20 protein-coding genes are annotated in these 24,834 nt (G+C 72.1%); 16 read left to right on the forward strand and 4 right to left on the reverse strand.

Features of this window, described 5'->3' with window-relative positions:
- Positions 1-57 precede the first annotated feature (57 nt).
- The 4 genes from I3F54_RS19280 to mutM all read left to right on the forward strand — a co-directional run bounded on the left by I3F54_RS19280 (position 58) and on the right by mutM (position 2,860).
- Entirely contained in the window at positions 58-714 is a 657-nt protein-coding gene (locus I3F54_RS19280) for a DUF177 domain-containing protein (protein ID WP_240120067.1), read from the forward strand.
- Positions 715-716: 2 nt separating this feature from the next.
- Positions 717-890, forward strand: a complete 174-nt coding sequence (gene rpmF, locus I3F54_RS19285; RefSeq protein ID WP_003951102.1) for a 50S ribosomal protein L32 — start codon at positions 717-719, stop codon at positions 888-890.
- 19 nt (positions 891-909) lie between these two features.
- Positions 910-1,701: a ribonuclease III gene (gene rnc, locus I3F54_RS19290; protein WP_240120068.1), complete on the forward strand. Its 792-nt coding sequence runs from the start codon at positions 910-912 to the stop codon at positions 1,699-1,701.
- A gap of 298 nt (positions 1,702-1,999) precedes the next feature.
- Entirely contained in the window at positions 2,000-2,860 is an 861-nt protein-coding gene (mutM, locus tag I3F54_RS19295; protein ID WP_240120069.1) for a bifunctional DNA-formamidopyrimidine glycosylase/DNA-(apurinic or apyrimidinic site) lyase, read from the forward strand.
- Here mutM and I3F54_RS19300 read toward each other — a convergent pair.
- Both I3F54_RS19300 and I3F54_RS19305 read right to left on the reverse strand, forming a co-directional pair.
- Positions 2,833-3,234, reverse strand: coding sequence for a helix-turn-helix domain-containing protein (locus I3F54_RS19300; RefSeq protein WP_240120070.1), 402 nt, complete (start codon positions 3,232-3,234; stop codon positions 2,833-2,835). The two genes, mutM and I3F54_RS19300, sit on opposite strands and share 28 nt — an antisense overlap.
- A 756-nt stretch (positions 3,235-3,990) precedes the next feature.
- Positions 3,991-5,118, reverse strand: coding sequence for a CAP domain-containing protein (locus tag I3F54_RS19305; protein ID WP_240120071.1), 1,128 nt, complete (start codon positions 5,116-5,118; stop codon positions 3,991-3,993).
- Positions 5,119-5,330: 212 nt separating this feature from the next.
- On the opposite strand from I3F54_RS19305, the gene I3F54_RS19310 reads away from it, so the two are divergent.
- The 5 genes from I3F54_RS19310 to ftsY all read left to right on the forward strand — a co-directional run bounded on the left by I3F54_RS19310 (position 5,331) and on the right by ftsY (position 13,049).
- Positions 5,331-5,612 carry an acylphosphatase gene (locus tag I3F54_RS19310; RefSeq protein ID WP_240120072.1) on the forward strand — a complete coding sequence of 94 codons (282 nt, stop codon included), beginning with the start codon at positions 5,331-5,333 and terminating at the stop codon, positions 5,610-5,612.
- Between the two features lie 382 nt (positions 5,613-5,994).
- Positions 5,995-6,198, forward strand: a complete 204-nt coding sequence (locus I3F54_RS19315) for a hypothetical protein (protein WP_205384383.1) — start codon at positions 5,995-5,997, stop codon at positions 6,196-6,198.
- Positions 6,199-6,411: 213 nt separating this feature from the next.
- Positions 6,412-9,966, forward strand: a complete 3,555-nt coding sequence (smc, locus tag I3F54_RS19320) for a chromosome segregation protein SMC (protein ID WP_240120073.1) — start codon at positions 6,412-6,414, stop codon at positions 9,964-9,966.
- Positions 9,967-10,220: 254 nt separating this feature from the next.
- Positions 10,221-11,639 (forward strand): sugar porter family MFS transporter, encoded by a 1,419-nt coding sequence (locus I3F54_RS19325; RefSeq protein WP_240120074.1) that lies wholly within the window; start codon positions 10,221-10,223, stop codon positions 11,637-11,639.
- A 198-nt stretch (positions 11,640-11,837) separates the two neighbouring features.
- On the forward strand, positions 11,838-13,049 hold the full coding sequence (ftsY, locus tag I3F54_RS19330) for a signal recognition particle-docking protein FtsY (RefSeq protein WP_240120075.1): 1,212 nt from the start codon (positions 11,838-11,840) through the stop codon (positions 13,047-13,049).
- A gap of 145 nt (positions 13,050-13,194) precedes the next feature.
- Here the strand turns inward: ftsY and I3F54_RS19335 are convergent, their stop codons facing one another.
- Positions 13,195-13,857: a bifunctional DNA primase/polymerase gene (locus I3F54_RS19335; RefSeq protein WP_240120076.1), complete on the reverse strand. Its 663-nt coding sequence runs from the start codon at positions 13,855-13,857 to the stop codon at positions 13,195-13,197.
- A gap of 448 nt (positions 13,858-14,305) precedes the next feature.
- Here I3F54_RS19335 and I3F54_RS19340 point away from each other — a divergent pair, with 448 nt between their 5' ends.
- From I3F54_RS19340 to I3F54_RS19365, 6 genes are all read left to right on the forward strand, one after another.
- On the forward strand, positions 14,306-15,778 hold the full coding sequence (locus I3F54_RS19340) for a hypothetical protein (RefSeq protein ID WP_240120077.1): 1,473 nt from the start codon (positions 14,306-14,308) through the stop codon (positions 15,776-15,778).
- Between the two features lie 326 nt (positions 15,779-16,104).
- Positions 16,105-17,403: an ammonium transporter gene (locus tag I3F54_RS19345; protein ID WP_240120078.1), complete on the forward strand. Its 1,299-nt coding sequence runs from the start codon at positions 16,105-16,107 to the stop codon at positions 17,401-17,403.
- The gene (locus I3F54_RS19350; RefSeq protein WP_076091302.1) at positions 17,400-17,738 is read left to right on the forward strand and encodes a P-II family nitrogen regulator; all 339 of its coding nucleotides are present in this window, start codon (positions 17,400-17,402) and stop codon (positions 17,736-17,738) included. Before I3F54_RS19345 ends, I3F54_RS19350 begins: the two co-directional genes overlap by 4 nt.
- A gap of 26 nt (positions 17,739-17,764) precedes the next feature.
- A complete protein-coding gene (locus tag I3F54_RS19355) occupies positions 17,765-20,224 on the forward strand; it encodes a [protein-PII] uridylyltransferase (RefSeq protein WP_240120079.1) in 2,460 nt (819 codons plus the stop codon).
- A gap of 83 nt (positions 20,225-20,307) precedes the next feature.
- Positions 20,308-21,855 (forward strand): signal recognition particle protein, encoded by a 1,548-nt coding sequence (gene ffh / locus I3F54_RS19360; protein ID WP_240120080.1) that lies wholly within the window; start codon positions 20,308-20,310, stop codon positions 21,853-21,855.
- 272 nt (positions 21,856-22,127) lie between these two features.
- Positions 22,128-22,307: a hypothetical protein gene (locus I3F54_RS19365; protein WP_240120143.1), complete on the forward strand. Its 180-nt coding sequence runs from the start codon at positions 22,128-22,130 to the stop codon at positions 22,305-22,307.
- A gap of 30 nt (positions 22,308-22,337) precedes the next feature.
- Here the strand turns inward: I3F54_RS19365 and I3F54_RS19370 are convergent, their stop codons facing one another.
- Entirely contained in the window at positions 22,338-23,195 is an 858-nt protein-coding gene (locus I3F54_RS19370) for an SAM-dependent methyltransferase (protein ID WP_240120081.1), read from the reverse strand.
- Between the two features lie 888 nt (positions 23,196-24,083).
- Between I3F54_RS19370 and I3F54_RS19375 the strand changes: the two genes are divergently transcribed.
- Positions 24,084-24,680: a hypothetical protein gene (locus tag I3F54_RS19375; RefSeq protein ID WP_240120082.1), complete on the forward strand. Its 597-nt coding sequence runs from the start codon at positions 24,084-24,086 to the stop codon at positions 24,678-24,680.
- Positions 24,681-24,834: the final 154 nt, after the last annotated feature.

Here is a 24,834-nt window from a genome sequence, read left to right on the forward strand (position 1 = left end):
TGCCCTGGAGCACCGAGGGGCGGTGTCTCCTCCAAGTTTGGAAGACCGAAAGCAGTAATGGCTCAGAACGCCCGCCTCGACCACCGCAACCCTCTCGTGTTCGACACGCACGAGCTGGGCCGGCGGCCTGGTGCGCTGCAGCGCCTGACCCGCTCGGTCCCCGCTCCCCGGGACTTCGGTGTCCAGGGAGTGATCGGCGTGCCGGAAGGCACTCCGCTGGAGCTCGACCTCCGACTCGAGTCCGTCATGGAAGGGGTGCTCGTCACAGGCACCGCCCGTGCACAGGCCGAGGGGGAGTGCGTAAGGTGTCTGGAGCCGCTTCGCCTCGACGTCGAAGCGGAATTCCAGGAGATGTTCTCGTACCCTGACGCCGACGACCGGGGCCGCGTCCAGCACGCGGAGCCCGGCGACGACGCCGAGGACGACGAGGACAGGCTCTTCCTCGAGGACGGACTCTTCGACCTCGAACCTCTGCTGCGGGACGCGGTGGTGCTCGCACTACCGATGCAGCCGGTGTGCCAGGAAGACTGCCCGGGTCTGTGCTCCCATTGTGGAGCGCGGCTCGCGGACGACCCGGACCACCACCACGACGCCGTCGACATCCGTTGGGCGGCATTGAAGGGACTCGCCGATTCACTCGAAGCCGGCGATAAGGACGAGATGAGCGGCGACGCGACTCGATCAGCGCGCGTCGACGAGAAGCAGGAGAAGTAGCCGTGGCTGTTCCGAAGCGGAAGATGTCGCGCAGCAACACGCGCCACCGCCGGTCGCAGTGGAAGGCTGCGGTCCCCACCCTGGTCGCGTGCGAGCGCTGCCACGAGCCCAAGCAGCAGCACATCGCGTGCCCGTCGTGCGGCACCTACAACAAGCGCCAGGTCCTCGAGGTCTGAGCGGCTGGTGAGAGGCACTGTGTCCACGCCGAAGAAGAACTCTGCGGACAACCAGGCCTCGTCCCACACGCTTCTGGAAGGGCGGCTCGGCTACAAGGTCGAGTCCGCCCTTCTGGTGCGTGCGCTGACCCACCGCTCGTACGCATACGAGAACGGCGGTCTGCCGACGAACGAGCGACTGGAGTTCCTCGGGGACTCCGTACTCGGCCTCGTCGTCACCGACACGCTGTACCGCACCCACCCCGACCTGCCCGAGGGCCAGCTGGCCAAGCTGCGGGCCGCGGTGGTCAACTCGCGTGCGTTGGCGGGGGTCGGCCGTGGGCTCGACCTGGGCTCCTTCATCCGGCTCGGCCGGGGTGAAGAGGGCACGGGCGGCCGGGACAAGGCATCCATCCTCGCCGACACCCTGGAAGCGGTGATCGGCGCGGTCTACCTCGACCAGGGCCTCGACGCGGCCTCCGAACTGGTGCACCGCCTGTTCGATCCCCTGATCGAGAAGTCCTCGAACCTGGGAGCCGGCCTGGACTGGAAGACATCCCTCCAGGAGCTCACCGCGACCGAGGGGCTCGGTGTCCCCGAGTACCTGGTCACGGAGACCGGACCCGACCACGAGAAGACCTTCACTGCTGCTGCCCGCGTCGGAGGCGTCTCGTACGGCACCGGCACCGGCCGCAGCAAGAAGGAGGCGGAGCAGCAGGCCGCGGAGTCCGCATGGCGGGCCATCCGGGCCGCGGCGGACGAACGCGCCAAGGCAGCGGCCAAGGCGTCCGAGTCCACCGAGGGCGCCGATGAGGCGCCGGCCTCCGCCTGACCGGCACGAGCCAGCAGGGCGACCGAGCGTCCGCCCCCCCGGCAGAGCCCCGGGGCGGGCGCTCGCCCGTACCGGAAGCCCGGGGCGCGGGCCCGACGGCCCGGGCCCCGGCGCCGGTCTCTGCCGCGGGGTGCCGGCCACGGACCGGGCCGTCGCCGCCCGGCCCGTGGACACCCGCGGCCGTACCCGCCCCCGGGCGTTCCGCCCGTCGGCCGCACGCGCGGGGCCGTCCGGGAGCGCCCGCCGCAGCCGCGTCGGGCTTCCCGGCAGCGCGTTCCGAGGAGCCCTGAGGAGATCCGTGCCCGAACTGCCCGAGGTCGAGGTCGTCCGGCGGGGTCTGGAACGGTGGGTCGCCCACCGGACCGTCGCCGACGTCGAGGTGCTGCACCCACGCGCGGTGCGCCGTCATGTCGCCGGTGCCGACGATTTCGCCCAGCGCCTCAAGGGACACCGCGTCGGCACGCCCCTACGTCGCGGCAAGTACCTGTGGCTGCCGTTGGAGGACACCGGCCAGGCGGTCCTGGCCCACCTGGGCATGAGCGGCCAGTTGCTGGTGCAGCCGCACGAGGCGCCGCCGGAGAGACACCTGCGCGTCCGCGTCCGGTTCGCGGACGACCGGGGCACCGAACTCCGCTTCGTCGACCAGCGCACCTTCGGCGGCCTGTCGCTGCACGACACCACCGCCGACGGGCTGCCCGACGTCATCGCGCACATCGCCCGCGACCCCCTCGACCCGCTCTTCGACGACGACGCCTTCCAGCGGGCCCTGCGCGGCAAGCGCACCACCGTCAAGCGGGCCCTGCTGGACCAGTCGCTGATCAGCGGGGTCGGCAACATCTACGCGGACGAGGCGCTGTGGCGTTCCCGCATCCACTACGACCGCCCGGCGGCGGGCCTCACGCGCCCACACACCCTGGAACTGCTCGGTCACGTCCGGGACGTGATGAACGCGGCGCTGTCCGTCGGTGGAACGAGCTTCGACAGCCTGTACGTCAACGTCAACGGGGAGTCCGGCTACTTCGACCGCTCGCTCGACGCCTACGGACGCGAGGGTCTGCCGTGCCGCCGGTGCGGCACGCCGATGCTCCGCAGGCCCTGGATGAACAGGTCCAGCTACTTCTGCCCGCGCTGTCAGCGACCGCCGCGCGTCATGTCGTAGCGTTCCCGGGCGGCGAGGACCTCGTCCATGCTGCCCTCGACGAAGTGGATGAGCGCGAGCAGACGCTCGGCGACCTGGCGGCCCAGCGGAGTGAGTTCGTAGTCCACGCGCGGCGGGTTGGTCGGCTGTGCCTCCCGGTGCACCAGACCGTCGCGCTCCAGGGCGTGCAGTGTCTGGGAGAGCATCTTCTCGCTCACGCCGTCGACGCGGCGGCGCAGCTCGTTGAAGCGCAGTGAGCCCTCGTGCAGCGCGCCGAGCGTGAGCGAACCCCACCGCCCGGTGACGTGTTCGAGCGTGCCGCGTGAGGGGCAGGCCTTGGCGAACACGTTGTACGGGAGGTCCTGCTCCGGCGTGCGCTCCTGCGTGGTGGTCATGGCGCCAGCGTACTGGACAGCAGCGCTTACCGACATATTGCGCTAACCGATGGATAGCGTATCCCCGGGTCGCCCGGATCCCGCCTTGATCCGGGTGCGCGACTCGACTTCGCAGGTGTGGACCTCGCCCCGCCGGAGCCATGCCGGGTGCGCTGCCCGCGCACCTGGAGACCGGGCATCCGTCGCCGTTCAGCCAGCGGGACGCCCCGCGCGACCGCCGGTACCGCCTCGGGCCCGTCCCGCCGGGGCGGACACTAGACTCCGCGCATGGTTCACCCCAGCGTGGCGGCACTGATGCGGATCCTCCCTCCCCCCGAGGCCGACTCCGAGGGCATGTATCGGGCCCAGGTACCGGCGCCGCTTGCCGACTCCGGAGGCGACCGCTTCGACTGGGAGGACCTTGCCGTACGAACCGGCTGGAACTATCCCTCCGACTACCGGTGCTTCCTGGAGACCTACGGCGCGGGAGGCGAGATATCCGGAACGATAGGCATCGAGTCACCCCCGCCCGCCGGAGTCGAATACCGCGTCGACCGCCGCGAGCTCTACGCATGGCCGCCCGGACGGGCCTTCCCTGCGCGCCTCGCCGCGGAGCAAGGGCGATCCGCACGAAGAGGACCTTGTGCGCTGCCTGAGTGCCGGTTCGGTGCTTGCCGCGAGCGGATCGGCCGTCCACGACGGGTGCGCCCTACCGGCGGCTGCTCCCATCTCGGTAGCCGGGAAGTGAAAGGCCGGGATCGCTGACCTGCGATTGTCCTAGTAGCCGAAGTCCTGCGTCCACCACGGGCCGCCGGAGCCGTAGTGGACGCCGACGCCCAGCGTCTTGAAGTCGCAGTTGAGGATGTTGGCCCGGTGGCCGGGGCTGTTCATCCAGGCTTCCATCACGGCCGCCGCGTCGGCTTGTCCGCGGGCTATGTTCTCACCGCCGAGGTCGGTGATCCCGGCCTTCGCGGCCCGGTCCCACGGGGTTGCGCCGTCGGGGTCGGTGTGATCGAAGAAGCCCCGCGCGGCCATGTCCACGCTGAAGGCCTCCGCGAGCGCGGTCAGCGAGCTGTTCGCGGCCAGCGGGCTGCAACCGACCTTCGCCCGCTCCTCGTTGACGAGCCGGAGCACCTCCGCCTCGACGGCGGCCTCCGGGGACACCGTCACCGGGACGGTGGTCCGTTGTGCTGCCCTGGTGGGGGTGGGCGTCGGGGTCGGGCCCGGCGTCCGGGTCGGCTCCGGCTTCGCGCTCGGCGTGGCCGTCTGCGACGGCGTCGGCTCGGGCTTCTCCTCCGGTGTCTTCGTCGGTGCGGCCGAGGAGGTGGAGGCGGAGGGCGACGGCGACAGCGAGCGGCTGGTGTCCCGGCTGGTGGAGCCCGGCGCCTCGGTGCGGCTGTCGGCTGCGCCGGACGTGCCGCCCTGCTCGCTCGGTGAGTTGGTGGGGGAGTCGGCGGCCTGGATCCGGTCGCCGGAGCCGCCTCCGTCGCCGCCGAGACGGTAGTTGTCCAGGCCGGGCACCACGCCCGAGGCGACGGCCACCGTGCCGAGGGCGACCGCGGCCGAGACGCCGAGCAGTCCGCTGCGGACCGGTGGCACCGTCTTCTTCTTCCGGTGCCGGTGCGAGGAAACCTGCCGGGAACCGCCGTCGGGCGTGAACCCGGGGGAGGCGAAGATCGCGGTGCCGGAGATGTCGTCGGTACCGAAGAGGTATTCCTGGCTCCTGGTGTGGGCCTCGGCGTACGCCTCGGGGTTCAGGTAGGGCGCGATCCCCAGCGGGGCGTCCGCGTCACCGTACGAGCCCCCCGGGACGCGGCCGCCCGGGTAGGAGTCGTCCGTGTACGTGTCCCCCGTGGCGCGGCCCGTGGCGGCGCGGCCGGCGTCAGAGCGTCGGTGGCGTCCCATGTCCTGGCCTTCCTCGTCCCTTGCGGTCGACCCGGGCCCGCCCCGGGTCTGTGCGATGTGCTGGTCGGTCCGAGCACGTCCCCCCGGCCCGGCAGCCGATCACTCTCACTCGAACGAGTGAGTTTCATATGAGATGCATCGGGTCGGGACGGTACCGCATGGCGCCGGAGGAGGGAGCGCCCCGAGTGACTTTGGTTGGTTAGGTTGCAGTCATGAGCGAGGAAGTACGACTGGTCGCCTGGGTGCGCGGACGCGTCCAAGGTGTGGGTTTCCGCTGGTTCACACGAGCGAAGGCATTGGAGATCGGCGGCCTGAGTGGCTTTGCTCTCAATTTGGACGACGGACGGGTCCAGGTGGTCGCCGAGGGTCCCCATGCGGGCTGCCGGAGCCTCCTGGACTGGTTGCAAGGCAGCGACACGCCCGGCCGTGTGGACGGTGTGACCGAGATCTGGGACACACCCAGAGGCGGCTACGACGGCTTCGCCATCCGCTGATCCCGTGGATCGCGGGGCATCGGCGGGCGGCCCGGGGGCGCGCCCGCCGCGTCGCGCGCCGGGAGGAATGACCAGGTCGTTGCCGAGAAAGGCTTGCGAGCGGCAGGGTCCGCACGCAAGGATGATCGCCACGCCCCCAGGGCCCCGCAGACGCCGTGGCGCCGCTGTTTTTCCGCCGCCTGCACCGGGTTGCCCGCCAATGCGGGGCGTGATCGTGTTGACCGTCAAACTTTTTGGTGAGACGCTGAAAGCCCCGCGCACCTTAGCTGTTTGGCATGGCTGAACGGCAGCACAACTCCAGGCCTGCCAAGCAACCGCGGGTGCGAATCCCTCACGACCCACACCGCTTCGGTCGGTCACTCATTGTGGAGGACCATCCATCATGGCAAAGGCGCTTCTCGGTTACGTCGGCGGCTCCGACCCTCGACTCCTCGCCGAGATGCGACGGCTCCAGCAGCGTGTCCAGGACCTCGAATCCGAGCTCGTACGGATTCAGGCGGAGAACGAGGCGCTGCATGCTGCCGCTTCTCACGACAGGATCATGGAGAGCATCGACGCGAACCAGGCGGAGCCTGCGCTCACCTGATCACTGCATCGCTCCACGACAGCACACAGGCAGTGGTCGGGCAGCCCGTACGACCGCTCAGTTGTCAGAGTTGCAAGGGACGCCTCGGCGTCCCTTCTTTCTTGCCCCCATGCATCCTTTCACCGTCTTCAACGTGTGGTCTGCCCTGCGCGTTCAACGGCGAAACCGCCGGTTCATGGAGTGGGACGGGTCCGGACGGTAGAGTCCGGCGGCGTGCACCTCAAGGCCCTGACCCTCCGCGGGTTCAAGTCGTTCGCCTCTGCGACCACACTGCGCTTCGAGCCGGGCATCACGTGCGTCGTCGGCCCGAACGGCTCGGGCAAGTCCAACGTCGTGGACGCGCTGAGCTGGGTCATGGGCGAGCAGGGCGCCAAGTCGCTGCGCGGCGGCAAGATGGAGGACGTCATCTTCGCCGGCACCACCGGGCGGCCCCCGCTGGGCCGGGCCGAGGTGTCGCTGACCATCGACAACTCCGACGGGGCCCTGCCCATCGAGTACGCCGAGGTCACCATCACGCGGATCATGTTCCGCAACGGCGGCAGCGAGTACCAGATCAACGGCGACACCTGCCGCCTGCTCGACATCCAGGAACTCCTCTCCGACTCCGGCATCGGCCGCGAGATGCACGTCATCGTCGGCCAGGGGCAGCTCGACTCCGTCCTGCACGCCGACCCCACGGGCCGCCGCGCGTTCATCGAGGAGGCAGCCGGCGTCCTCAAGCACCGCAAGCGCAAGGAGAAGGCCCTGCGCAAGCTGGACGCGATGCAGGCCAACCTCGCGCGCGTGCAGGACCTGACGGACGAGCTGCGGCGCCAGCTCAAGCCGCTCGGCCGGCAGGCCGCCGTCGCCCGCCGGGCCGCCGTCATCCAGGCCGACCTGCGCGACGCGCGGCTGCGGCTGCTCGCCCACGACCTCGTGCGGCTCCGGGAGGCCCTGCGGGCCGAGGTGGCCGACGAGGCCGCGCTCAAGGCCCGCAAGGAGGCCGCCGAGGAGGAGCTGAGGAGGGCCCTCCAGCGCGAGGCCCTGCTGGAGGACGAGGTGCGCCGGCTCACCCCGCGCCTCCAGCGCGCCCAGCAGACCTGGTACGAGCTCTCCCAGCTCGCCGAGCGGGTGCGTGGCACCGTCTCCCTGGCCGACGCCCGGGTGAAGAGCGCGACCTCGGCCCCGCCGGAGGAGCGGCGCGGCCGCGACCCCGAGGACCTCGAACGCGAGGCGGCCCGCGTCCGGGAGCAGGAGGCCGAACTGGAGGCGGCCCTGGAGGCCGCCCGGCACGCCCTGGACGACACCGTCGCCCACCGCGCCGAACTGGAGCGCGACCTCGCCGCGGAGGAGCGGCGCCTGAAGGATGCCGCCCGTGCGGTCGCCGACCGACGCGAGGGCCTCGCACGGCTCAACGGGCAGGTGAACGCGGCCCGTTCGCGCGCCGCTTCCGCACAGGCCGAGATCGACCGGCTCGCCGCGGCCCGCGACGAGGCCCAGGAGCGTGCCGTCACCGCGCAGGAGGAGTACGAGGTCCTCAAGGCGGAGGTCGACGGCCTCGACGCCGGCGACGCCGACCTCGGCGAGCAGTACCGGGCCGCGGGGCACCGGCTCACGGAGGCCGAGGCCGCGCTGACCGCCGCGCGCGAGGCCACCGCTGCCGCCGAACGCCGGCGCGCCGCCACGCAGGCCCGCCACGAGACCCTCGCACTCGGCCTGCGCCGCAAGGACGGTACGGGCGCGCTGCTGGACGCCCGGGACAGCCTCACCGGCCTGCTCGGTCCGGCGGCGGAGCTGCTCACCGTGGCCCCCGGCCACGAGGTGGCCCTGGCCGCCGCGTTCGGCGCCGCCGCCGACGCCCTCGCCGTGGCCACCCCGTCCGCCGCCACCGACGCCATCCGCCTGCTGCGCAAGCAGGACGCCGGCCGGGCGGCCCTGCTGATCGGCGGTGCCCTCGACGACGTGCCCGAGCCCTCCCGGCCCGAGGCGCACCCCCTGGCCGCCGACCTCGTGAACGGACCCGGCGACCTCCTGCCCGCCGTACGGCGGCTGCTGTGCGGGATCGCCGTCGTGGGCACCCTGGAGGACGCCGAGGACCTGGTGCGCGCCCGGCCCGACCTCACCGCCGTCACCGCCGAGGGGGACCTCCTGGGCCCGCACTTCGCGCACGGCGGCTCCGCGGGGGCGCCCAGCCTCCTGGAGGTGCGGGCCTCGGTGGACGAGGCAGCCGCCGAACTGGAGGAACTCGGCGTGAGCTGCGAGGCGCTGACCGCGGCGCAGCACGCGGCGGCGGAGCGGCGCGGCGAGTGCGCCGCGCTGGTCGAGGAACTGGGGGAGCGCCGCCGGGCCGCCGACCGGGAGAAGTCGGCCGTCGCCCAGCACCTCGGCCGGCTGGCCGGGCAGGCCCGGGCGGCGGCGGGCGAGGCCGAGCGGTCCGGTGCTGCCGCCGCCCGTGCCCAGGAGGCACTGGACCGGGCACACGCGGAGGCGGAGGAGCTCGCCGAGCGGCTGGCCGTCGTCGAGGAGATGCCGGTCGACGAGGAGCCCGACACCGCCGTGCGCGACCGGCTCGCCGCCGACGGCGCCAACGCCCGCCAGACCGAGATGGAGGCCCGCCTTCAGGTCCGTACGCACGAGGAGCGTGTCAAGGGGCTGGCCGGACGGGCCGACTCCCTGGACCGCGCCGCCCGCGCGGAACGCGAGGCACGCGCGCGTGCCGAGCAGCGCCGGGCGCGCCTGCGTCACGAGGCGGACGTCGCCCGGGCCGTGGCCTCCGGGGCCCGACTGCTGCTGGCGCACGTCGAGGTGTCGCTCGCGCGCGCCGAGCAGGAACGTGCCGCCGCCGAGGCGGCCAAGGCCCGGTGCGAGGAGGAGCTGGGCTCCGCCCGGGGGACGGGGCGCGACCTGAAGGGGGAACTCGACAAGCTGACGGACTCCGTTCACCGGGGCGAGGTGCTCGGTGCCGAGAAGCGGCTCCGGATCGAGCAGCTGGAGACCAGGGCGCTGGAGGAACTCGGGGTGGAGCCGGCGGGCCTGGTGTCCGAGTACGGCCCCCACCAGCCCGTGCCGCCCTCGCCCCCGGCGGAGGGCGAGGTGCTGCCCGAGGATCCCGCGCATCCGCGCAACCGGCCCCGGCCCTTCGCGCGGGCCGAGCAGGAGAAGCGGCTCAGGGCGGCCGAGCGGGCGTACCAGCAGCTGGGGAAGGTCAATCCGCTCGCCCTGGAGGAGTTCGCGGCGCTGGAGGAGCGCCACCAGTTCCTCAGCGAGCAGCTGGAGGACCTGAAGAAGACCCGCGCCGACCTGCTGCGTGTGGTGAAGGAGGTCGACGAGCGCGTCGAGCAGGTCTTCACGGAGGCCTACCGGGACACCGCCCGCGAGTTCGAGGGCGTCTTCAGCCGTCTCTTCCCTGGTGGCGAGGGGCGGCTGGTGCTGACCGATCCCGACAACATGCTCACCACGGGCGTGGACGTCGAGGCGCGCCCGCCGGGCAAGAAGGTGAAGCGGCTGAGCCTGCTCTCGGGCGGGGAGCGGTCGCTGACCGCCGTCGCACTGCTCGTGTCGATCTTCAAGGCGCGGCCGAGCCCGTTCTACGTCATGGACGAGGTGGAGGCCGCCCTCGACGACACCAACCTGCAGCGGCTGATCCGCATCATGCAGGAGCTGCAGGAGGCCTCGCAGCTGATCGTGATCACGCACCAGAAGCGCACCATGGAGGTGGCCGACGCCCTCTATGGCGTGTCCATGCAAGGCGATGGGGTGTCGAAGGTCGTCTCGCAGCGGTTGCGCTGAATCGGGCGCCGACTGGACCTGTCCCCGCCCGCACCCTCCATGTGAATTCACTTCCTGAACGAAACCTCTGCGGTTTGCCGGTCCCTGCGGTGCTTCTGTGGGTAGACCCCCGTCTTTGACTTCGAAACTTGAAGGCATAGTCTCTGCAACGTTGCACTTACCTTCAGGTGTGAGCGGCGTACGCGTGTGCGCCCCTGCTGCCTGACAGGGCAGACCCCCACCCGGCAGCGTTGCCGGTGGCCCGAGGAGTTCACGTGACCAGCACGACGCAGGCGCACAAGCCAGGAGCCGGGACGGCCCACCCCGAACATCTGGGGCACGTCATCTTCATCGCCGCGGCAGCCGCGATGGGCGGCTTCCTCTTCGGCTACGACAGCTCCGTGATCAACGGCGCGGTCGAGGCCATCCGCGACCGCTACGACATCGGGTCCGCGGCGCTCGCCCAGGTCATCGCGATCGCCCTGATCGGCTGCGCCATCGGCGCCGCCACCGCCGGCCGCATAGCCGACCGGATCGGCCGCATCCGCTGCATGCAGATCGCGGCCGCCCTGTTCACCGTCAGCGCCGTCGGCTCGGCTCTGCCCTTCGCGCTGTGGGACCTCGCCCTCTGGCGCATCGTCGGCGGCTTCGCCATCGGCATGGCCTCCGTCATCGGCCCGGCCTATATCGCCGAGGTCGCCCCGCCCGCCTACCGCGGGCGCCTCGGCTCCTTCCAGCAGGCGGCGATCGTCGTCGGCATCGCCATCTCGCAGCTGGTGAACTGGGGCCTGCTGAACGCCGCCGGCGGTGACCAGCGCGGTGAGCTGATGGGCCTGGAGGCCTGGCAGGTCATGCTCGGCGTCATGGTGATCCCGGCCGCCCTGTACGGCATGCTCTCCTTCGCGATCCCCGAGTCCCCGCGCTTCCTCATCTCCGTCGGCAAGCGCGACCGTGCCCGAGAGATCCTCGAGGAGGTCGAGGGCGGGAACGTCGACCTCGGGGCCCGTGTCGCCGAGATCGAGCTCGCGATGCAGAGCGAGCAGAAGTCCACCTTCAAGGACCTGCTCGGCGGCTCCTTCTTCTTCAGGCCCATCGTCTGGGTCGGTATCGGCCTGTCCGTCTTCCAGCAGTTCGTCGGCATCAACGTCGCGTTCTACTACTCCTCGACGCTGTGGCAGTCGGTGGGCGTCGACCCCGCGGACTCGTTCCTCTACTCCTTCACCACGTCGATCATCAACATCGTCGGCACGGTCATCGCGATGATCTTCGTGGACCGGATCGGCCGCCGCCCGCTCGCCGTCATCGGCTCCGTCGGCATGGTGGCCGGCCTGGCGCTGGAGGCCTGGGCCTTCTCCTACGACCTGGTCGACGGCAGGCTGCCGACCGCGCAGGGCTGGACGGCGCTGATCGCCGCCCACGTCTTCGTCCTCTTCTTCGCCCTGTCCTGGGGCGTGGTCGTCTGGGTCATGCTCGGCGAGATGTTCCCGAACAGGATCCGGGCCGCCGCCCTGGGCGTGGCCGCGGCCGCGCAGTGGATCGCCAACTGGGCGATCACCGCGAGCTTCCCGTCGCTGGCCGACTGGAACCTCTCCACGACGTACGTGATCTACACCGTCTTCGCCGCGCTCTCCGTCCCGTTCGTCCTGAGGTTCGTCAGGGAGACGAAGGGCAAGGCCCTGGAGGAGATGGGCTGAGCCGACGGGCGAGGCCCCCGCAGACTCGAGGAACGGGCCCAAGTCCCCGCTGCCCGCTCCTCGACACCCGTGAGGCGTGCCGCCCCGGCCCGGAGAACCGTCCGGACCGGGGCGGCACGCGTTCCCGGGACGACGTGTCTCCCGGCGGACGCCGCAAGGCGGGGTCGGCCGACCCCCATGACTGATACTGGACGCGTTATGGAAACCGTCATCCTTGCTGTAATCATCGCCGTGGTCGTGCTCGGCGCGATCGGCGGGCTCATCATCGGCAGCCGGCGGAGGAAGCCGCTGCCCCCGCCGCCGCCCGCAGCGCCCGACATCACCGCCCCTCCGGCCGAGCCGCACGTCGGCGAAGAGGCCGAGACGCCGCGGGAGGAACCGCGGCGCACGATAGAGGAGGTGGATCTTCCGGAAGGCTCGGCTCCCACAGCGGTCGAGGAGCCTCCCGCCGAACCGCTCGTCGTGGCTCCGGAGATCGAGATCCCGGAGCCCACCGCAGGCCGCCTGGTCCGCCTGCGTGCCCGCCTCTCCCGTTCCCAGAACGCCCTCGGCAAGGGACTGCTCGGCCTGCTGTCGCGCGAGCACCTCGACGAGGAGACCTGGGAGGAGGTGGAGGACACGCTGCTCACCGCCGACGTCGGCGTACAGCCCACCCAGGAGCTGGTCGAGCGGCTGCGCGAGCGCGTCAAGGTGCTCGGCACCCGCACCCCCGAGGAACTGCGCGCCCTGCTGCGCGAGGAGCTGCTCACCCTGGTCGGCACCGACCAGGACCGCACCCTGAGGACCGAGCCGGAGGCGAGCAAGCCGGGCATCGTGATGGTCGTCGGCGTCAACGGCACCGGCAAGACCACCACCACCGGCAAGTTGGCCCGCGTCCTGGTCGCCGACGGCCGCAGTGTCGTCCTCGGCGCCGCGGACACCTTCCGCGCCGCCGCCGCCGACCAGCTGCAGACCTGGGGCGAGCGGGTCGGTGCCCACACCGTGCGCGGACCGGAGGCCGGCGACCCGGCGTCCGTCGCGTTCGACGCGGTCAAGGAGGGCAAGGAGATGGGCGCCGACGTGGTGCTCATCGACACCGCCGGCCGCCTGCACACCAAGACCGGGCTCATGGACGAGCTCGGCAAGGTCAAGCGGGTCGTGGAGAAGCAGGCCCCGCTCGACGAGGTGCTCCTCGTCCTCGACGCCACTACCGGGCAGAACGGCCTCGTCCAGGCCCGTGTGTTCGCCGAGGTCGTGGACATCACCGGCATCGCGCTCACCAAGCTCGACGGCACCGCCAAGGGCGGCATCGTCATCGCCGTCCAGCGCGAACTGGGCGTACCGGTCAAGCTCGTCGGACTCGGCGAGGGCGCGGACGACCTGGCGCCGTTCGAGCCGGAGGCGTTCGTCGACGCGTTGATCGGCGACTGAGGAGTCCGCCTCCGGGATCCGGAGGTGCCTGCCGCACGCGAGAAGCGCCCGCCCCGCGGTCCGAGCCGGGGGACGGGCGCTTCGCCGTTCCGTGAGGGTTCCGGGGACCGGTGCCGCGCGCCGGGGTGCCGCGGCCTTCGCGGCGCTACGCGCGCGAACGGTGGGCGACGTACGCCAGCGTGCCCAGCAGCAGCCGGGCCGCCGGCGGCCTGGTCGCCGAGTCCAGGGCCGGCGGGCGCAGCCATCGCACCGGGCCCCGGCCGCCGCGGTCGGACGGCGGCGCCGTGAGGTGCGTGCCGGGGCCGAGGCCGCGCAGGTCCAGCGCCGGGTCGTCCCAGCCCATCCGGTACAGCAGTCGCGGCAGGTCGGCCGCGCCGCCCGGCGCGACGAAGAAGTGGGCGCGGCCCTGAGGGGTGGCGGCGACCGGGCCCACCGGCAGCCCCATGCGCTCCAGCCGGACCAGCGCCCGCCGGCCGGCCGGCTCGGCCACCTCGATCACGTCGAACGTGCGCCCGACGGGCAGCATCACCGCGGCACCGGGGTGCTCCGCCCAGGCCCCGGTCACCTCGTCCAGCGTGGCGCCCGCGCGGATCTCCGGCGCGAACTCCAGCGGATGCGCGCCCGGCGCCCGGCAGTCCGCGCGACCGCAGGAGCACACCCCCGCGGCGGCCCTGGCGCCCGGGGCCACGTCCCAGCCCCACAGACCCGTGAACTCGGCGACGGCGAGGCACTCCGACGAGCGGCCCCGGCGACGTGAGACGGACCGGATGTCGCGGATGCCCCGAGTGCTGCCGATCGTGAATCCCATGCCCCCTCCAACGGGTCCGGCGCACCGGTGGTTACGAGACGCGCCCGGAGTCTGACTGTGCGTGACCAGCCTGTCCCTGGTCGCCCCCTGGCCGGCGGCGCGTCGAAGCACGCGCGGTGGTGTGTCCGGCGGTGCGCGCCCCTCTGTGCACCGTTCCGCTCGCTCTCGGTTGTCCTATGTCAAGTGAATCGTGTGCAGGCGACAGTGAGTTCATTCGAAGGGGTGGCGAATGGTGGCGTTTCCGGGATCCCCATGGCTGGACGGGTGATCGTAGGATTACTTTGAGTGCACGAGGCCCCGGGGCACATGCGCCAGTGGGTATGCCGGAGGCAAGTCGGCTTTCCGTTCGAAGGGTGAGAAGGTGCGGACGGGCGCCGGGCGCATCGGCATTCTGGTAAGGGTTGGCGCACTCGGCGACACAGAGGTCTTGACGGATGGGGGCGTTCCAGTGAGCGGCAACGGCGGTGGCGGGACGAACGCGGACAAGCGCCCCAACGAGCTGCTGGGGTCGTGGTTCGTGCGCAGCGGCTGGTCGAAGGGCGAACTCGCCCGCCAGGTCAACCGCAGGGCCCGGCAACTCGGCGCCAACCACATTTCCACCGACACCTCGCGCGTGCGCCGCTGGCTGGACGGCGAGAACCCCCGCGAGCCCATCCCGCGGATCCTGTCCGAGCTCTTCTCCGAGCGGTTCGGCTGCGTCGTCCCCATCGAGGACCTGGGCCTGCGCACCGCACGCCAGTCGCCCTCCGCGACCGGCGTCGACCTGCCCTGGACGGGCCCGCAGACGGTGGCGCTGCTCAGCGAGTTCTCCCGCAGCGACCTGATGCTGGCGCGGCGCGGCTTCCTCGGGAGCTCTCTGGCCCTGTCCGCGGGCCCGGCCCTCATCGAGCCCCTCCAGCGCTGGCTCGTGCCCGCGCCCCCCTCGCCCCTCCAGACCTCCGAGCCCGGCTCCCCGCGCACGCGTGGACGGCTGTCCCGGCCCGAACTGGATCTGCTGGAGTCCACCACCGTGATGTTCCGGCAGTGGGACGCCCAGTGCGGTGGCGGTCTGCGCCGCAAGGCCGTCGTCGGCCAGCTGCACGAGGTGACCGACCTCCTCCAGGAGTCCCAGCCCGAGGCCACCGCCAGGAGGCTGTTCAAGGTCGCCGCCGAACTCGCCGAGCTGGCCGGCTGGATGTCCTACGACGTCGGCCTCCAGCCCACCGCCCAGAAGTACTTCGTGCTCGCCCTGCACGCCGCCAAGGAGGCCGGCGACAAGCCGCTGGGTTCCTACGTCCTGTCCAGCATGAGCCGCCAGATGATCCACCTCGGGCGGCCCGAGGACGCCCTGGAGCTCGTCCACCTCGCCCAGTACGGCAGCCGCGACTGCGCGAGCCCGCGCACCCAGGCCATGCTGTATGCGATGGAGGCCCGCGCCTACGCCAACATGGGCCAGCCGGGCAAGTGCAAGCGGGCCGTGCGGATGGCCGAGGACACCTTCACCGACGTGCACGAGTGGGACGAGCCCGACCCCGACTGGATCCGCTTCTTCTCCGAGGCCGAACTGCACGGAGAGAACAGCCACTCCTTCCGCGACCTCGCCTACGTGGCCGGCCGCAGCCCCGCCTACGCCTCCCTCGCCGAGCCGCTGATGCAGCGGGCGGTGGACCTGTTCGCCAAGGACGGCGAGCACCAGCGGTCGTACGCGCTCAACCTCATCGGCATGGCCACCGTGCACCTGCTCCAGCGTGAACCGGAGCAGAGCGCCGTCTTCGCGCAGCAGGCCATGAAGGTGGCGAAGAAGGTCCGTTCCGAGCGCGTCAACACCCGTATCCGAAAGACGGTCGACACCGCCGTCCGCGACTTCGGTGACCTCGCCGAGGTCGTCGACCTCACCGACCGCCTCTCCGTCGAGCTGCCCGAGACCGCGGAGGCGGTCTGAGCACAGGCGGACCCCAGACCCCGGCCGCGGCCGGCCCTCCCGAACTGCCCGACTCGGCTCCCCCGTGCCAGGTCATCGGAAGGCCGTCCGCGGCCGGTTCCTTCTCCTCCGCCGAAGGTTGCGCCACGATAACGATCGACGCAGCCCGTATCTGCCAGTTCATCGACGCGTAACACGCGCGGTGCCTTCGTCACGGCGGCGAAACAACGCGGGGCCTCCATCGAAACCGTGCTGCGCCAATCTCATGGCGCATAACCGGCCCACCCCTCACGCCGCTCAGGCTTCCCCCCGCACGGGGCCGTACCTACGACGAGGAGATACCGGCATTGAACGGCACAGATACCGGATTCGTATTGATCAGTGCAGCGCTCGTCATGGTGATGACGCCTGGGCTGGCCCTGTTCTACGGCGGCATGGTCCGCTCCAAGAGCGTCCTCAACATGCTGATGATGTCCTTCATCTCGCTGGGCGTCGTCAGTGTCCTGTGGGTGCTCTACGGCCACTCCCTCGCCTTCAGCGGTGACACCGGTGGCTTCATCGGCAACCTGGACATGATCGGGCTGAAGGGCGTCAGCGCCGACAGCGTGGTGGACAGCTTCGTCACCGACGCAAGTGGCAAGGCGCACCAGATCTCGACCTTCGCCTTCTCGCTCTTCCAGATGCTGTTCGCGGTGATCACCGCGGCCCTGATAAGCGGTGGTCTGGCGGACCGGGTGAAGTTCGGCTCCTGGATGGTCTTCATCGGGCTGTGGGTCACCGTCGTGTACTTCCCCGTCGCCCACTGGGTCTGGGGCGGCGGCTGGCTCGCCCAGCTCGACCCGGCGGTGATCGACTTCGCCGGTGGTACCGCGGTCCACATCAACGCCGGTGTCGCCGGGCTCGCCGCGGTCCTCGTCGTCGGCAAGCGCGTCGGCTTCAAGAAGGACCCGATGCGCCCGCACAACCTGCCTCTGGTCCTGCTCGGCACCGCCCTGCTGTGGTTCGGCTGGTTCGGCTTCAACGCCGGCTCCGAGCTCGGCGTCGACGGCACCACCGCCACCATGGCCATCAACACGCAGGTCGCCACCGCCGCCGCCATGCTGGGCTGGCTCGCCTACGAGCGCATCCGCCACGGCGCCTTCACCACCCTGGGCGCCTGCTCCGGCGCCGTCGCCGGCCTGGTCGCCATCACCCCCTCCGGTGGGAACGTCAACGTCTTCGGCGCGCTGCTCATCGGTGTCGTCGCCGGTGTCGTGTGCTCCTGGGCCGTCAGCCTCAAGTACAAGCTCGGCTACGACGACTCGCTCGACGTCGTGGGTGTCCACCTCGTCGGCGGTGTCCTCGGCACCCTGATGGTCGGCTTCCTCGCCATCGACGGGGCCGGCGGCTGGAAGCAGTTCGTCTCCCAGGCCATCGGCGCCTTCTCCGTCATGGGCTACACCTTCGTGGTCACCTTCATCCTCGCCTTCGTCATCCAGAAGACGATCGGCTTCCGGGCCGCCGAGGACGACGAGGTCACCGGCCTCGACCAGACGGCGCACGCCGAGACTGCATACGACTTCAGCGGCGCCGCCGGCTCGCACCTGACCGCCGCCGCGCCCGCCCCGGCCGGTACCGCCGCCACGAGCAAGAAGGTGGACGCATGAAGCTCATCACCGCCGTCGTCAAGCCCCACCGGCTCGACGAGATCAAGGAAGCCCTCCAGGCCTTCGGAGTCCACGGTCTGACGGTCACCGAGGCCAGCGGCTACGGTCGTCAGAGGGGCCACACCGAGGTCTACCGGGGTGCCGAGTACACCGTCGACCTGGTCCCCAAGATCCGCATCGAGGTGCTCGCCGAGGACGACGACGCCGAGCAGCTGGTCGACGTCATCGTCAAGGCGGCCCGTACCGGCAAGATCGGTGACGGCAAGGTCTGGTCCCTCCCGGTCGAGACGGCCGTACGGGTCCGGACCGGCGAGCGCGGCCCGGACGCGCTCTGACACGCATCAAGAACAGGAGTCGCTGGGTGACGAGTACGGACGTGCGGAACGATGCAGAGGACTCCGGACCCAGCGGCTACGCGGCGGCCCGGCTGCGCCTCCTCACCGAGGGGGCGCAGTCCGGGCCGCCGCGCCGTGCCGCCCTCGCCGAACTGACCGACGACTGGCTCGCCGGGCTGTTCACCGCGGGCGCCGGCGCACTGCGTGGGGTGTCCCTGGTCGCCGTGGGCGGCTACGGGCGTGGCGAACTGAGCCCGCGCAGCGACCTCGACCTGCTGCTCCTCCACGACGGAACCGACCCCGCCGCGGTCGCCGCCCTCGCCGACCGGATCTGGTACCCCGTCTGGGACCTGGGCCTCGCCCTCGACCACTCGGTGCGCACCCCGGCACAGGCCCGCGGCACGGCCGGAGAGGACCTGAAGGTCCAGCTCGGCCTGCTCGACGCCCGCCACATCGCGGGCGACCTCGGGCTGACGGCCGGCCTGCGCACGGCGGTCCTCGCCGACTGGCGCAACCAGGCCCCCAAACGCCTGCCCGAGCTCCAGGAGCTGTGCGCCGAACGGGCCGAACGGCAGGGTGAGGCCCAGTACCTGCTGGAACCCGACCTGAAGGAGGCCCGCGGCGGCCTCAGGGACGCCACCGCGCTGCGGGCCGTCGCCGCCTCCTGGCTCGCCGACGCACCCCGCGAGGGCCTCGCCGACGCCCGTCGCCGCCTCCTCGACGTCCGTGACGCCCTGCACCTGACCACGGGCCGGGCGACGGACCGGCTGTCGCTCCAGGAACAGGACCAGGTCGCCGGCGACCTGGGCCTGCTCGACGCCGACACGCTGCTGCGCCAGGTGTACGAGTCGGCCCGGGTCATCTCCTACGCCAGCGACGTGACCTGGCGCGAGGTGGGGCGCGTGCTCCGCTCGCGCTCGGTGCGGCCGCGCCTGCGTGCCATGCTCGGCGGCGGCAAGCAGCCCGCCGAGCGCTCCCCGCTGGCCGAGGGCGTGGTGGAGCAGGACGGCGAGGTCGTGCTGGCCCGCGCCGCACGTCCCGAACGCGACCCCGTCCTGCCGCTGCGTGCCGCGGCCGCCGCCGCTCAGGCCGGCCTTCCCCTCTCGCTCCACGCCGTGCGCCGCCTGGCGACCACCGTGCGCCCGCTGCCCACGCCCTGGCCCGCCGAGGCCCGCGAGCAACTGGTGACCCTGCTGGGCTCCGGCCGCCCGACGGTGGAGGTGTGGGAGGCCCTGGAGGCGGAGGGGCTCGTCACCCGCCTGCTGCCCGACTGGGAGCGGGTCCGCTGCCGTCCGCAGCGCAACGCCGTCCACGTCTGGACCGTCGACCGGCACCTCATCGAGACGGCCGTCCGCGCCTCCGCGTTCACCCGCCGCGTCAGCCGCCCCGACCTGCTGCTGGTCGCCGCACTGCTGCACGACATCGGCAAGGGCTGGCCCGGGGACCACTCCGTGGCCGGGGAGATCATCGCCCGCGACGTGGCCGGCCGGATCGGCTTCGACCGGGCGGACGTCGCCGTGCTGTCCACCCTGGTCCGCCACCACCTGCTGCTGGTCGACACCGCCACCCGGCGCGACCTGGAGGACCCGGCGACCGTGCGCCTGGTCGCCGAGGCGGTCGGCAGCCAGTCCACCCTGGAACTGCTGCACGCCCTCACCGAGGCCGACGCGCTGGCCACCGGGCCGGCGGCCTGGTCGTCCTGGCGCGGCTCGCTCGTCGCGGACCTGGTCCGCCGGGTCGCCGCGGTGCTCGCCGGGGACGACCCCGAGGAGCCCGAACCCGCCGCGGCCACCACGGAGCAGGAGCGGCTCGCCCTGGAGGCCGTCGCCACCGGCGGACCCGTGCTGGCGCTGCGCGCGCAGACCGAGCCCGCTCCGCAGCCGGCGGAGGGCGCGGCGGACGTGGCGGACCCGGAGCCGCTCGGTGTGGAGCTGGTCATCGCCGTACCCGACCAGCCGGGCGTACTGCCCGCCGTCGCCGGCGTTCTCGCCGTGCACCGGCTCACCGTCCGCACCGCCGAGCTGCGCGCCCTGGAGCTGCCGCAGGGCGTCGAGGGCTCCGTGCTGCTGCTGAACTGGCGGGTCGCCGCGGAGTACGGCTCGCTGCCGCAGGCGACGCGGCTGCGCGCGGACCTCGTCCGGGCCCTCGACGGTTCCCTGGACGTCGCCGGCCGCCTCGCCGAGCGCGACGCCGCCTACCCGCGGCGCCGGGGCGTGGTGGCCCCGCCGCCCAGGGTGACCGTCCACCCCACCGCCTCCCGCCTCGCCACGGTCATCGAGGTCCGGGCGCAGGACGCCCCCGGCCTGCTGTTCCGCATCGGGCGGGCCCTGGAGGACGCGGCCGTGCGGGTGCGCAGCGCCCATGTGTCGACCCTGGGCGCCAACGCCGTGGACGCCTTCTACGTGACCGGCCCCGAGGGTGCTCCGCTGCCCGGCGAGGAGGCCACCGCGGTGGCCCGGAAGCTGGAGGAGACCCTGCGCGGGTGAGCCCGGCCCGGTGACTTGTGTCGCCGGGATACCCTGGAGGGCGATTCGTTTCCCTGCCACCGACCCCGAGGACCGACGTCGCCGTGTTCGATACTCTCTCCGATCGCCTTTCAGCGACCTTCAAGAACCTGCGCGGCAAAGGGCGTCTGAGCGAGGCGGACATCGACGCCACCGCGCGCGAGATCCGCATCGCGCTTCTCGAGGCGGACGTGGCGCTGCCCGTCGTGCGCTCGTTCATCAAGAACGTCAAGGAGCGCGCCCTCGGTGCCGACGTGTCCCGGGCGCTCAACCCGGCCCAGCAGGTCCTGAAGATCGTCAACGAGGAACTGGTCACGATCCTCGGTGGCGAGACCCGCCGCCTGCGCTTCGCCAAGCAGCCGCCGACCGTCATCATGCTGGCGGGTCTGCAGGGTGCCGGTAAGACCACGCTCGCCGGCAAGCTCGGCAAGTGGCTCAAGGAGCAGGGGCACTCGCCGCTGCTGGTCGCCTGTGACCTCCAGCGCCCCAACGCCGTGAACCAGCTCAGCGTCGTCGCCGAGCGTGCGGGTGTGGCCGTGTACGCGCCGGAGCCCGGCAACGGCGCCGGCGATCCGGTCAAGGTCGCCAAGGACTCCATCGACCACGCGAGGGCCAAGGTCCACGACATCGTGATCGTGGACACCGCAGGCCGCCTCGGCATCGATCAGGAGATGATGCAGCAGGCCGCCGACATCCGGGACGCGGTCTCGCCCGACGAGATCCTCTTCGTCGTCGACGCGATGATCGGCCAGGACGCGGTCAACACCGCAGAGGCCTTCCGCGACGGCGTCGGCTTCGACGGCGTGGTGCTCTCCAAGCTGGACGGCGACGCCCGTGGTGGTGCCGCCCTGTCGATCCGGCAGGTCACCGGCAAGCCGATCATGTTCGCGTCGAACGGCGAGAAGCTCGACGACTTCGACGCCTTCCACCCGGACCGGATGGCCTCCCGCATCCTCGACATGGGCGACCTGCTCACCCTGATCGAGCAGGCCGAGAAGACGTTCAGCCAGGAAGAGGCCGCCAAGATGGCCTCCAAGCTGGCGTCCAAGAAGGGCCAGGACTTCACCCTCGACGACTTCCTGGCCCAGATGGAGCAGGTCCGGAAGATGGGCAGCATCAGCAAGCTGCTCGGGATGCTGCCCGGGATGGGGCAGATCAAGGATCAGATCCAGAACCTGGACGAGCGGGACGTCGACCGCACGGCCGCCATCATCAAGTCGATGACCCCGGCGGAGCGCCAGGAACCCACGATCATCAACGGCTCCCGCCGCGCACGTATCGCCCGCGGTTCCGGTGTCGAGGTGAGCGCGGTGAAGAACCTGGTCGAGCGGTTCTTCGAGGCCCGCAAGATGATGTCCCGCATGGCCCAGGGCGGCGGCATGCCCGGCATGCCGGGGATCCCGGGCATGGGCGGCGGACCCGGCCGGCAGAAGAAGCAGCCGAAGAAGGCCAAGGGCAAGCAGCGCTCCGGCAACCCCATGAAGCGCAAGCAGCAGGAGCAGGAGGAGGCCGCGCGCCGCGCGGCTGCCGCCGAGGGCGGTGCCTTCGGTCTGCCGCAGCAGGGCGGGCAGGGGTTCGAACTCCCGGACGAGTTCAAGAAGTTCATGGGCTGACCGCCGGCCGGTCCCGGGCTCCGGCCCGCACGCGGCACGCGCCCGCCGGGGGTGCCTTCTCGTCGTCGAGGAGGCACCCCCGGCGTCGTCCGTCCGCATGTGCGCGCGGCTCACGTGCCGTGGCGTCCGGACACGACCGGCCCCACCCCGCCCGCCAAGTCTCCCGACATGCCCTGGCGCTTCGGGGGCACTCCCGGGGAGCTGCCGAAGCCGCCGTCCGGTGGGGCGGACCGCGCGGGGGCTGAGGGCGGCCGACCCCGGCCGCGCTCGTCGTGTACCTGATCGCCAACGTCTTCGACGAGTGCCACGAGGAGGCCTGCCGCAAGGTGGACGACCGCCGCGACCAGCTCGACGCCCCCGCCGAGGCGCTGCCGGAGCACGAGACGCTGGAGGAAGCCGGCGCGTACCGCATCGCGGGGGTGACGCGGCCGGTGGAGGACACCGAGGCCTGACCGCCCGGCGCACCCCTGCGCGCGCCGTGCCTACGGCACGCGTGCGACGAGGTAGCGGAAGACGTTCGGCATCCACACCGTCCCGTCCGGCCGCCGGTGCGGGTGCAGGGCCTCGGTGAGCTCCTTCTCCACCTGCGCCTGGTCGGTGGCCGCGATCGCCGCGTCGAACAGCCCGGTCGACAGCAGGCCGCGGACGGCGCTGCGGGGGCCGGCATAGCCGAACGGGCAGGCGACCCGGCCCGAGCCGTCCGGCTTCAGACCGGCCCGCTGGGCGACCTCCTCCAGCTCGTCGCGGTGCGTGGGCCGCCAGCTGCCGGCGAACCGCAGCGGATCGGCCAGCCGGGCGGCCACCCGCAGCACGGAGGACGTGCTGCACCGTTCCGGTGGCCCCCAGCCGGCCAGCACCACCGCCGCCCCGCGCTCCGCGAGTGGTACCGCGTCCGCGAGCAGCTCTGCGAGCCCCTCGGAGTCGCCGGCGAGGCAGCCGATGGGCTCGAAAGCGGTCACCAGGGTGTACGGCGCCGTCCGGGTGCCGGTGACGCCCTCGGGGCAGTCCTCGACGAGCCGTGCCTCCGCCCCCGCGGGTGCCTCCGGCGCCTCGGGCAGCAGCCGCTCGCGGGCCAGGGCCAGCCGCTCGGGGGAGTGGCACTCCACGCCCGTGATCCGGGCGCCGCGCGAGGCCGCCATCAGCAGGGCCAGGCCAGAGCCGCAGCCCAGGCCCAGCAGCCGGGTGCCGGGACCCACTTCCAGTCGTTCGTAGACGGCCTCGTAGAGCGGGACGAGCATCCGCTCCTGGATCTCGGACCAGTCACGCGCGCGTGCACGCAGGTCCACGCGGGGGGCCGGGCCCGCGTGAGGGAGGTGCTGCCGCACGAGCGTAGGTGTCATAGGTACGCGCCCCAATCCGCCGAGAGTCGCTGCTGTGCCCGGAACTGCGCACCGCAGGGTCCCCGTGCGGTGCGCTCGCAACTTCCCCCCGTATGCCAGGTAACTCCGCCTCCGACCGGGCGTCCAGTGGAAGACGGCCCCGGGTTTGGGAGTTGACCGCCCCGGTGGCGAGATTTCACATGCCCGCAACGTCGGCCCGTACCATCGCGCCATGACCAGGACACCGGTTCTCACCTCGCACGCCGAGGACTTCCCCGCTGGTACCGGGAGCCCGTCGCCGGGGGGGGGGCCGGCGGACAGCGGCCCGCTGCGGGGCACCATGGTGATCCGCCCGAACGGGTACGGCCCGTGGCACTGGATGCCGGCCGCGACACACGCCCGGATCAGGGTGACGGGCACCGCGCGCGTACGTCCCGTCGCTGGTCCCGCAGCCGTACCCCGCCCGGGAGTCCGACCACGTCGAGGGCCTTCGCGCCCGAGCGGCTCGCCGGGCAGCGGTGACCGCGTCCGGTCGCCGGGGACGGGCCGGTTCAGGAGGCCGGGGACGCCCCGGGTAACGTCGCGGGCGTCGCGCGCGCTTACTGATACAGCGGGCTTTCGGCGAGGGCGTGTCCGAAACACCTCTTGCGCAACCGCCGGCCGGGCTGGCACGGCTCGCGGCCCCGTTCGTGTGCCGGCCCGGGGAAGGGCCGCGTGCGTGGACGACGGCGGCGGACGGATGGGCCTACATCAGACTACGTACCGCCTTGGTAGGAGCTGTGAGGCTTCTCCGCAGATCAGCGCACCCGCCCTCGTCAGGACGCATCAGCGGCAACTGACGGGTACGTGCAAATTATTTGGGATGGCCCGGAATCGGAACACAGGAGCCCTCCGGCTCGTTGTCATTACGTGAGCACGACACAGACACCACCTGTACTCGCCGCAGAGCTGGCGCAGGCGTGGGCCGACATTCAGCGGTACCACCCCGAGCTGCCGGACCTTGCCGCACCCGAGTCCCTGATCGGGGAGTCGTCGTCCGCGTGCGGTCACGAACTCTCCTTCGAGCGACTGCTCCATGAGGCAGTCCATGGCGTCGCCGCCGCGCGCGGCGTGCGCGACACCTCCCGTGCCGGCCGCTACCACAACCGCAGATTCCTCGCCGTGGCCGAGGAACTGGGCCTGGACCATCCGGACGAGCCGCACCCGAGCAGCGGCTTCTCCCTGGTCACGCTCAGTCCCGAGGCCAAGCGGCGCTACCGTCCGACCATCGAGCGGCTGCAACGCGCTCTCAAGGCCCACTCGGCGGCGACCTCCGCCGAGACCACCCGTGCCTTCCGCGGCCCTGCCGCCCGGCACGGCTCCTCCGGTGGTGGCGTACGCGTCAAGGCCGTCTGCGACTGCGGCCGCAACGTCCGCGTCGTCCCGTCGGTCCTGGCGCAGGCCCCGATCGTCTGCGGCGGCTGCGGCAAGCCGTTCCGGATCCCGGAGGTCGTGGGTGCGGCGTAACGGGCGGCCGTCCGGCACCGGCATCTCGTGGCTGCCGGTGCCGCGCAGCGTCACCGCGTAGCGCCGGGCCGCGCATCCGGCGGCGATCTTCGCACCGCCGCCGGATGCGCCCTCGGCGTGCCCTGGTGCAGGCACCCTGCGTCCCGGACCGGAC

Origin of the sequence: Streptomyces sp. MUM 2J (genome assembly GCF_022414535.1) — a bacterium.
Classification (GTDB): Bacteria; Actinomycetota; Actinomycetes; order Streptomycetales; family Streptomycetaceae; genus Streptomyces.

Coding starts and splice junctions, on each gene's coding strand:
- I3F54_RS19370 (WP_240120081.1), bottom strand. CDS start 23,195: ATGACACCTACGCTCGTGCGGCAGCACCTCCCTCACGCGGGCCCGGCC.
- I3F54_RS19305 (WP_240120071.1), bottom strand. CDS start 5,118: ATGGGACGCCACCGACGCTCTGACGCCGGCCGCGCCGCCACGGGCCGC.
- I3F54_RS19315 (WP_205384383.1), top strand. CDS start 5,995: ATGGCAAAGGCGCTTCTCGGTTACGTCGGCGGCTCCGACCCTCGACTC.
- I3F54_RS19350 (WP_076091302.1), top strand. CDS start 17,400: ATGAAGCTCATCACCGCCGTCGTCAAGCCCCACCGGCTCGACGAGATC.
- ftsY (WP_240120075.1), top strand. CDS start 11,838: ATGGAAACCGTCATCCTTGCTGTAATCATCGCCGTGGTCGTGCTCGGC.
- I3F54_RS19310 (WP_240120072.1), top strand. CDS start 5,331: ATGAGCGAGGAAGTACGACTGGTCGCCTGGGTGCGCGGACGCGTCCAA.
- I3F54_RS19300 (WP_240120070.1), bottom strand. CDS start 3,234: ATGACCACCACGCAGGAGCGCACGCCGGAGCAGGACCTCCCGTACAAC.
- I3F54_RS19280 (WP_240120067.1), top strand. CDS start 58: ATGGCTCAGAACGCCCGCCTCGACCACCGCAACCCTCTCGTGTTCGAC.
- I3F54_RS19335 (WP_240120076.1), bottom strand. CDS start 13,857: ATGGGATTCACGATCGGCAGCACTCGGGGCATCCGCGACATCCGGTCC.